This window comes from Pseudomonas gingeri (assembly GCF_013386115.1).
Taxonomy (GTDB): Bacteria; Pseudomonadota; Gammaproteobacteria; order Pseudomonadales; family Pseudomonadaceae; genus Aquipseudomonas; species Aquipseudomonas gingeri.
Window position 1 is genome coordinate 111110 of sequence record NZ_JACAOR010000012.1, and the last position, 8956, is coordinate 120065.

Below are 8956 nucleotides of genomic sequence, written 5' to 3' on the forward strand. Positions count from 1 at the left end.
GTCTCGTAATGAGTAGAAATAGCTTTCAAAATGAACTTACTTTTCCTACGCGTTTTAGGCGTGTGAGAATGTTGTGTGTGTCCAATGCCGTGTCTACATTCCTGTTGTCGCTGCAAATTCAGCGATACGGGTTTCGCAGCCCGGTAGTGTCTTGGCGCACAGCGCCGCGTAAGCGGTTTTTTCATGTCTGCTTTACGGCGGGCTGTGCGCAGGAGGCTTATGCCTGCCGGTTTCCAAGATCACCGGTCTGCGAACCTGCGTACAGTTCGCCACCCTTGTGTCGCAGCGAGTGTGGTGATCTCCTCAAATGATCTTGGAGACCTACCATGGTGAAAAAAATCACCCCTGACCCACCTCCTGTTAGCAGCGATCCCGTGGAGTCAATGAGGCCAGATGCGGCCCGATTGCTTGATACCCTCGCTGTAACCCTGTCCAAAACCGTCAATCACGCTGACCCTCTGCGTCCCACGATTTTTGCCATCCAACCCGGCGTCACAGCCCACGACGCGCTGAGCTACGTATCGAACCTGTTGGAGGTCGCCGAGCTGAACGGTGACGAAATCAGCTTGCATACCAATCCAGTGGAGCAAACGCTGTTCTGGGGCATGCTGCACTCGGTAGAGATGGCGAAGGCGGTGGTGGATGCTTTGCTTCAAGGCGCGCCACCAGCCCTGGACGGTCGACCATCTGGTAACTCACGGGCTCGCGAGCTTGCGGGGGCAGGTTGATGTAGGCAAGCACTTCTTGGCTCTCGGTTGAGAGGGGGATGGCGCGGTTCTGGCGCAGTTTGCAGAACTGCGCCAGTTATGTTGGCGCAGATGGCGCGGTTCTAGGTGGGCTGGATGTTGGCGAGTAGATCACGTAGCGGCTGGCCTCTTCGTGGGCAAGCTGAGCTCCAACTGTGGATTGAGTAGAAATGAGTAGCACAAGTGGACCGACTGCCGAGGTAGGGCGTGCACATAGGGCGGGTGATGGTGGGGGCGGGGTGAATTGCCAAGGCTCATATGCGACAAAGCCCGCGCTGGGGGGGCGTTTGTTTCGTTTGGCCGGGGTAATCTGAATTGTTGCTTTATCTTGTTGAAATATATAAGAAAGATCCGGTTTAATTCTTGCTTGGAATACCGTTTGGAATACCGGCTTGCCGGATTTGAACTCAGGATGCTGTAGCGCTTCCTGGAGGTTGATCTTGCTGTCTCTGCTGGCGGAGCGTCATTCAATCGTCGGTGAGATATACGCCGGCTTCAGCTTCCATCCTCACCAGGTTCTCAATGATTTGAGCGCGTTTCATGCCATGCGCTTCAGCTAGCGCATCGAGCTGGACGATCACCGTTTTCGAGAGCATGACGTTGACCTGCTTCTTATCGGCGGCGCGCTCGTCGAATTGCTTGCGACTCCATCGCCTCTTGATCTCTCGAATCATGGCCGTCCGTTCGTTGCGGCCGATATCTTCCTGGTCGAAGAACATCAACAGCTCTTGGTGGTTGCTGATAGGAGGCTGTCTTGAAAATGGCGTCAGGTAATTCTTCTGGAGCCACTCCCAGGCGCAGGCACATCGCTTCTCGCCGTCTTTTTTATCGGCAAACCACTCGAACTCACTGTCCTTTGCTTTGTGCCTGAGCCAGTCCAGGTGAAGGAGTTCGACCTCGGATGCCTTCTCAGCAAGATCGACATCCCAAAGGTCGATCATGGCGATGAGGCGGTCCCTGCCAGTGAGGTGGACTAGCCCGCGAGGCAGGCGCAGGCCAGTCATCTGCTCGATCTCGCGGAGCAGCCACCGATACTGCCGTTCATCCTCTGTGATCCATTCCATTTTTTCGTTTGGAAGCAGGAGCCGGTCTTTCTCTTGAGGGATACGGGACTGGAATAGCTTCTGGTCCTTCAGGGATCTGGCTATCTCGTCACGCATGGTGAGGCCGTTGCAGGTTTTGAGATCAAGCCTGGCCTCTTTGTAGTAGTCGAGGTACAGCCACAGCCAGATGTCGTGGCGATGGTTTCGATGAGGATCTTGGAGCAGCTCGCTCAGCCTGTCCGCATCCTTGCTGCGTGCACGATTGTCAGTTTTCACGTCATTTCAATCCAGGTCTAAGGGCGGCCTTGGTGCAAAATCTCTTTTGATTCTACAGCTATTCTACGTGCGTTCTAGGTGAATTATATTAAACATCTATATGATCTCTATGGTGATTCTATGAATAGAAATTTCTTTTTAGCCCAGTATTTACTTGGTTTCAGATGGGTTTATACAGTTTTTCTCATTCTTTCTATTCGAACCTAATGTAGTGCGGTGTAATGGTGCGCTGCGGAACACCATCCTGAAAGCGCGGTTTGCTAGCCGCGTTCAGGTAGTCGACAAGATGATCAGGAGGATGGGGCGCTAGATTGGCCTGACGGAAAACGGCTATGTAGAACTCACACCGGATGCCTGCAGGGCATGTGTGAGCCGAGGCGGTTTCTGAATGCTGGCGGGATAGTCACGAGGCAGGGCAGGGGCTCTTGTCGGGGTTCGGGTGTCAGAGAGCTGTACGTTTAAGGCTTGTAGGTGTTCTGGGGCTGCGGATCAGTCCTTCAGTGTTTTTTTACCGGCTCTGCCAATCCTCTGAACGAATACGAGGAGCCCCGTTCATGAGGATCATCCGTCTGAAAGAAGTCATCGACTCGACCGGTCTTGCCCGATCGACCATCTACAAATACATCGGAGAAGGAACCTTCCCGAAACCGGTCTCGCTGGGCGACCGCTGCGTCGGTTGGGTCGATAGCGAGGTGCACGACTGGATCCTGGCCAGGATCGAGGAACGTGACCAGGCCGAGGGAGCTACTGCGCGCCATATCGGTCACCTGAGCATGGCCAGCTAGAACCAGCAGCGCCATGACCGGCTACGGCTGGTCATGGCGCTTATGCCGCTGCTGAGGGTTCTCTGATCTCAGCTAACTCTACCGAAGCTCGGTGCGGTAAATCTTTCGACAGGCTTGGCAGTGTTGCTCCCCATTGCCCGGCCTGACCGGGAAGGTCTGCATCGGTCAGGGCTGCATCTATTGATATAGCGATTAACTATCTACTCTACCTATCCAATAGTAACCATCACTACCCATCACCACTGACTACCACCAGAGGGAAAGAGACCAGTAAAAAGAAACAGACCACGTACCTGGTATGCACCATCAACCAATCAGGTACGCACCATGAATAACCGCAAGCTCAACGCCTACCTTTCCCAATCTGACATTGCCCTTCAGATCGAGTCACTCGTCCTAGCTATCGAACACAGCGACACACCTGCATTCCGCATCACGCAGAGCCGTTCAGGTTGCGAGCGTATCGAAGCGACCAGGCTCTCCCGCTACTTCACCCATATCAAGCAGATGGTCGACCTGTTCGATGACAGAGTGGAGTACAGCTACAGCGAGCACCTACAAGCGTTTAGGGAGGCCTGTCAGGATATCGGTCTTGAGCTTCATTCCGATGGGCCTGTCTGCCTGGATGAGCGGGGCGCGGGTTGGCTCAGTCATCACCACAGCATGAACGTCCTCGTCGCAAGGATCTGTCAGCTGACCCGGCAGCAGTGGTATCGGCGTAGGGCTAAGGATCGTCGTGATTTGGCCAAGCAGCAGGAGAGGGAGATCACTGAGTACACGGAAGCTGTGACGAGCTGGTACTCCCGCACCACGATCATCCGGGTGAATCTCTATTACCGTCCTGAAGCCCAGGCCAGGCTGCGAATCGAGCATGTTTTCGATGATCTAGACGCTCTAATTGCTAAACACAGCCGCCATTCGATTTTCGAGCACCTCATCGGCTACACCTGCTCAGTGGAGCAGGGGGATCGCAATGACGGGCAGGGCTATCACATCCATGCTGCCTACTTCTTCAATGGCAACGTGGTGTGCCGGGATGTCTGGAAGGCGATTGAGATCAGCGAGCTGTGGGAGGAGATCACGCGTGGTCAGGGCTATGCCCATAGCTGCAACCACGACAAGGAGCGATATGGCGATAGGCGCGGAATCGGCCTTATCCAGAGGGATGATCAGTCGATACGGCCTCATGTGCACAAGGCGATGAAGTATCTGGTCAAGGATGGTCAGTGCCTACGCCTGAAGCCTGTAGGGAGGCGCTGCCTGCGTAAGGGGGCTCTGAGTCATGCTCGTCGGTGATGGCATGCTTAGATGTCCGCTGAGGTCCCCAGGCGCGCGCGTACCCGGTGCTCCTGGGGTCGTGGGCATCGGCTGACGCTTCGGTGTCTCTGAAGAGCAAATTTTAAGGCGCGAAGGTGAAATGGCTTGCGCCTACGGTAAAAAAAACCATAATGGCGACTTATGAATAGTTTTGAACATAATTAGCCGTCGGAATTGAAGAAATGATTGAAGCCAACCTTACCCTTAAAGAGGTCGCGGCCTACCTAAAAGTCTCCCTGAGCACAGTGCGTCGTCTCATCCGTAACGGAGAACTCCAGTCGTTTCGCATCGGTACGCAAGGCCAGGTTCGTGTGCCGGAAAGTGCCGTCAAGCGGATGTGCGGTGCTGAAGTTGCTGAGCCGGTGCTATCACGAGAGCTTGAGAATTCTGCGAAGTCTTCGATTGCTGTTGTCGACGCGCATGCCGAGGTTCGGGTCCTAAGCGGATCGACGCGAGAAGAACTGCGCTGGAGCATCCTTCATGCTGACGTGAACGCCGCGGCGGCCAAACTGCCTGCCGAGAGCGTCAACTGCGTGGTGACCAGTCCCCCATACTACTGGCAGCGCGACTACGAAGTAGGCGGGCAGATTGGGCACGAACCGACTATCGAGAGATACGTCGATGCACTGGTCGAGGTGTTCTCGAAAATCAAGAAGTCGCTCACTCCTGACGGCACGCTGTTCCTGAACCTTGGCGACACGTATTACTCGGCCAAGGGCAAGCCCCACGGCACCGATGAGAAACATAAGGGCCGCAACATGATGCGCAAGCATCTGCGGGCAGTCGACGGCCCAGGTTTAGGTCTGCCGCGTAAGTCGCTCATTGGTATCCCTTGGCGAGTCGCGCTTGCCATGCAGGATGACGGGTGGACGCTCCGCAGTTCTATCATTTGGCAGCGTCCAGCAACCCTGCCTGAGCCGACTGCACGCGACCGGCCGTGGCGCACGCACGAGAATATCTTTGTCTTCTCAAAAGGGCCGAAGTATTACTTCGACCGCAATGCACTGCAGGGCGAAGAGGACATCTGGAAAATCATCGCCAGACCAGAAAACCCCGGCTCCCACTTCGCTCCGTATCCTCGTGAGCTCGTTGACCGTTGCCTTGCCTGTGGCTGTCCCGAGGGTGGAACTGTGCTCGATCCATTTGTAGGGTCGGGGACTACTATTGTCAGTGCCTTAGCCAGCGGGCGTCATGGGGTAGGCATCGAGCTCAAGCCGGAGTACGCAGAATTCGCCGCTAAGCGAATCAAGAAGGAGTTCGGAGAACTCGCGACGGCGAAGGACTCTGCATGACGCAGCCGGTCTCAGTCCGCCTTGAACAGGCTGGGATGACGATGGAGCTGTTTCCAGGCGTCGGTGATGTCGAGTTGCGCGAAGGCACGGTCTTCGGGTCCGTGATGGCTTCGAGCCGTCCAATTGTCCAGCTCGACGACGTGCCCCTTCCCATTTCATGGCATCAAAGCGCCAAGCTGGCGGTTTGGAGCACGGACCTGACAAACCAAGTCGGCTTCCATCGCCTGAGCATACAGGTGGCCGGCGCGACGCACATCTACGATTTCCGGACCAGCACCGCCAAAGCGACGTGGGACGAGGTCCGTTCGATGGCCGAGGTGTGCGCGAGCTCTTACTTCGGATACCGCCGACAGTTTGCCTACATGGCTGCCAACGGGACGACGCGAAAAGTCCGTCTCCCTCAGATTCACTACGCCTGGCTGCGGGGCCGGCTGCCGGAGATTGAGCGTCTGGTTCGCTCTATCAACGACCGTCCGGCCGTGTCCAGTGTGAGGACCACCGAGGTGTCGCAGCGTAGCAAAGGCCTGTCGGTGGCTCAGACGAGTCGGCTGCTGCGAGAGAAGCACCATCTTCTTGAACGTGCGGATGGCGGTCCCATCCAAGTCGGTGGCGCCAGCTACTGGCCGTCTCGCGTTGCCGTGCATGCAAGAGAGCGGGAAAAGCAGATCGAAGAGCATGTGCAGATTGCGGCGTTTCTGCAGGTGCTAGCGACGCAGTGCGTAGACCTGGCGACATTAGTTGCGCCGGCGGTGAGGGCCGAGGTTCAGGGGTTCGCCGAGCTCTTGAAGTTGCTTCGTTCTTTGCCTGTGTTTAGGAACCTCCTTGTGCGGCCAGGCGCTAAGCCCACCACAGTACTACCGAGTACCACTCAGCGAAGCGATAAGCGGTATGGTCGCATGCGTGACCTCCATGCCGAGTATGGGGCAGACATCGCGGACAGTACGGACTTTACCAGGTCGGTTCGTGCGAACGTCAAAGACGTGTGGGAGGTGTATCAGACGTTCGTGGCCCACGTGGTCGGCAACGCCCTCGGTCTCGCATACTCATCCCCCGACAAAGACCTGCGCAAACGATCACCACACGGGTGGTCCATGAGCTCTGACGAGTGGAGGCTCTTTTTCGACACCAAGCCGCCGACCGACGTTCTAAGCTCTTGGCGCGATGCCGCAGCCAGGCCGGCAGACGAGCGGCCCGATGTCCTATTGGTTGGCGCTGCCGGCTCAGTGGTAGTGCTCGACGCGAAGTTCAAAGTCGACGCGCGAGTGACTCGTGCCACTCAGCGCGATCTATTCGAGATGCAGGGCTACCTGAACAGCTTCGCGGCGAAGTCGGGCGGCATCATCTTTCCAGGCCCGGCGCCGGCCGCCAACCTGATTGCCGCTGAGGGTAACTCGCTGTTGGAACTGCCGATTCGGGCCGCTCACTTTGCAGAGGCCGGTGGGGCAGAAGCCGTTCACCTTTATGTGCGCAATGCCTTAAAGCTGGTCAGTACTTGAACAGGACATGGCCGGTTCCCAGGTCTTTGGTGCGCAGGAGTGCCTCCAGCGCGGCTGTGGCTACGGCGAAGTCTCCGGTCCCAGCGTCGGCGTTCGCGGTGAAAGCAAGCAGTTCTTCGCAGACGGTACTGGACCCGCTCAACTGCGGAACGACTTTCTGGGCAATTTGCTCGCTCAGCGCAGCCCGCCATGGTCGGCCGGACATTGCCACGTAGTCGAGAACGTCCTGGATGACGCCGAATGTAAGCGACGTCGAGTCGCTGCCGGCGCATGCTTTGCAAATGTTCCACAGCAAGTCACCGAACCCTGCGGAGCGCACATCCGAGTCTGCAGTCAGGGCGGTGGTCAGCCGTTGCGAGCGGAAGCTGTCGAAAACACTCCCGAGGCCGTCTCGGGTCCTCTTGTCGACGCGTGCTTTGGTTTGCTTCAGCATGTCGACGCAAGCTTGGTCGAACTTCGGTCGGTCGTTGCTCGCAACTAGGTCCCCAAGCGCGTTCGGCATCTCGATGATGTTCGCGCGCCTTTTGACAGGGCTGCTGAGGGGCGCGCGGGTTGACTCTTCGAGGAAAGAGTTCACTGTGCCGACCACGAACGCGTCTGGGGGAAACTGGCTCGGCGAACCATGACCTGGCAGCTCGACCTTCGCATCGCTCTCGATTGCGGGAAGCAAGCGCGCTAGGTAGTGGTCAACCTGACCGAGGTTCATCTCGTCCAGCAGCACCACGTAGATGTCACGCGGGCGCTCGGACAGGAACAGCTTGCGGCTAAGTTCCGTGGCTGCCAGGCCGCCTGAAATCTTCTCGTACCCCAGAGCGTCTGCCTCGGAGAAATCGCTACCCACACTGACGTCAATGAGCGAGACCGCGTTTGCAAAGAACGTGTTCAAGCCTTCTGTGAAGGCTCGCACGAAGGCGGTCTTACCCGTCCCGGGGCGACCGGCTAACACGACGAATCGCTGGGCGATCAGCGCGCCGTAGAAGCCGTGTACGAACCCGGCTGGTAGCGTCAGCCCTTCCACCCGGGTTACGTGATGCTCGATGTGCTGTAGGAGCTCAGCCTCCGTGCGTCCCAGCATTGACGGTCCGGGCGGCACGCCATGAATCAGTTGCGCCAGTTCCTCCTCAGTGATGGCTACGGGCGAGAAGTACTGTGCGACTGGCGGGCGAGACACGTCGAAGAGCCTGGCGTACTCTTCGTCGTTGATGTTGAACTCAGTCCGGAACTTGGTTTCGACATCATCGAGCGAGCTAGGCAGGTCCTCGTGGCGATACAGCCAGGCGGCCAAGTCGAATACCGGAATCCGCAGCTTCAGGCCCCCGGAGCCGTCCGGTAGCAGACCTTCGAGTTTGTCCAGATAGTCCGCCGTGAACTCCCATTCCCTATTGGTTGGTCGCTCAAGAGCTTCGCGGTAGTTGTCCGTTGTACGAGCACGCTGCAGTGTGCCCCCGGAATACTTAGAGTTCTTCCAGTACCAAGAGTCGGGGTCTTTGCGACCAAAGGGCACGCAATATGGCTTGTCCGGTGGTGCGCCGGCGGGAGCGAAGTATTGGCGTAGCAAGGCCTCCTCTTGGGTCCCTCCCCACCCCGTCGCAGTCCCAACGCCTACGCCAGTCTTCTTCATCGACAGGAAGGTGACGCCATAGAAGGCGTGAAACGGCTGCAGTTTATTAAGTGACCGAGCCAACTGACCGACTGAAATGAACGCCAAGACTTACCCCCTCCCCTCATGAACCATTTTATTTGAGATTGGATTCTACTGACACTCTGAACGAATCGCTATTCGACAGTGACCGTCCACTAGGCGAGTTTGGCGTTGACCGCCATTCCGGCATACGTTCGGCAAGAACGCGGCGGGTGGCGGGGCATTCAAATACAGTCAGCCGCTGACCAGGAACCGGGTCAACATGAGCCTGGGTACATATCCAGACGACTCTCTGGCGCAGGTTCGCAGACGAGCCGTCTTCAACGGTTGCAATCGACCGATTCTGTTGAAAAAGTAGC

The 8956-nt window shown here is 57.1% G+C and carries 7 protein-coding genes; 5 read left to right on the forward strand and 2 right to left on the reverse strand.

What is annotated here, in order from left to right; genetic code table 11:
- The first annotated feature begins 326 nt into the window (after positions 1-326).
- Positions 327-728 carry a hypothetical protein gene (locus HX881_RS24020; protein ID WP_177086993.1) on the forward strand — a complete coding sequence of 134 codons (402 nt, stop codon included), beginning with the start codon at positions 327-329 and terminating at the stop codon, positions 726-728.
- A gap of 485 nt (positions 729-1213) precedes the next feature.
- On the opposite strand, the gene HX881_RS24025 is transcribed toward HX881_RS24020, so the two are convergent.
- Positions 1214-2065 (reverse strand): hypothetical protein, encoded by an 852-nt coding sequence (locus HX881_RS24025; RefSeq protein WP_177086995.1) that lies wholly within the window; start codon positions 2063-2065, stop codon positions 1214-1216.
- Positions 2066-2619: 554 nt separating this feature from the next.
- Here HX881_RS24025 and HX881_RS24030 point away from each other — a divergent pair.
- The 4 genes from HX881_RS24030 (at position 2620) to HX881_RS24045 (ending at position 6955) form a co-directional block, all read left to right on the forward strand.
- Entirely contained in the window at positions 2620-2850 is a 231-nt protein-coding gene (locus tag HX881_RS24030) for a helix-turn-helix transcriptional regulator (protein ID WP_057406246.1), read from the forward strand.
- 327 nt (positions 2851-3177) lie between these two features.
- Positions 3178-4146, forward strand: coding sequence for an inovirus-type Gp2 protein (locus HX881_RS24035; RefSeq protein WP_057406247.1), 969 nt, complete (start codon positions 3178-3180; stop codon positions 4144-4146).
- 203 nt (positions 4147-4349) lie between these two features.
- Positions 4350-5459 (forward strand): DNA methyltransferase, encoded by a 1110-nt coding sequence (locus HX881_RS24040; RefSeq protein WP_177086997.1) that lies wholly within the window; start codon positions 4350-4352, stop codon positions 5457-5459.
- Positions 5456-6955: a hypothetical protein gene (locus tag HX881_RS24045; protein WP_177086999.1), complete on the forward strand. Its 1500-nt coding sequence runs from the start codon at positions 5456-5458 to the stop codon at positions 6953-6955. The genes HX881_RS24040 and HX881_RS24045 overlap by 4 nt, the downstream gene beginning before the upstream one ends.
- On the opposite strand, the gene HX881_RS24050 is transcribed toward HX881_RS24045, so the two are convergent.
- Entirely contained in the window at positions 6945-8663 is a 1719-nt protein-coding gene (locus HX881_RS24050; RefSeq protein ID WP_057406250.1) for a hypothetical protein, read from the reverse strand. The genes HX881_RS24045 and HX881_RS24050 overlap by 11 nt on opposite strands.
- Between the last annotated feature and the right edge of the window lie 293 nt (positions 8664-8956).

Bases quoted from the DNA above. Each gene is read 5' to 3' on its own strand.
- HX881_RS24020 (WP_177086993.1), top strand. From the start codon at position 327: ATGGTGAAAAAAATCACCCCTGACCCACCTCCTGTTAGCAGCGATCCC.
- HX881_RS24030 (WP_057406246.1), top strand. From the start codon at position 2,620: ATGAGGATCATCCGTCTGAAAGAAGTCATCGACTCGACCGGTCTTGCC.
- HX881_RS24035 (WP_057406247.1), top strand. From the start codon at position 3,178: ATGAATAACCGCAAGCTCAACGCCTACCTTTCCCAATCTGACATTGCC.
- HX881_RS24040 (WP_177086997.1), top strand. From the start codon at position 4,350: ATGATTGAAGCCAACCTTACCCTTAAAGAGGTCGCGGCCTACCTAAAA.
- HX881_RS24045 (WP_177086999.1), top strand. From the start codon at position 5,456: ATGACGCAGCCGGTCTCAGTCCGCCTTGAACAGGCTGGGATGACGATG.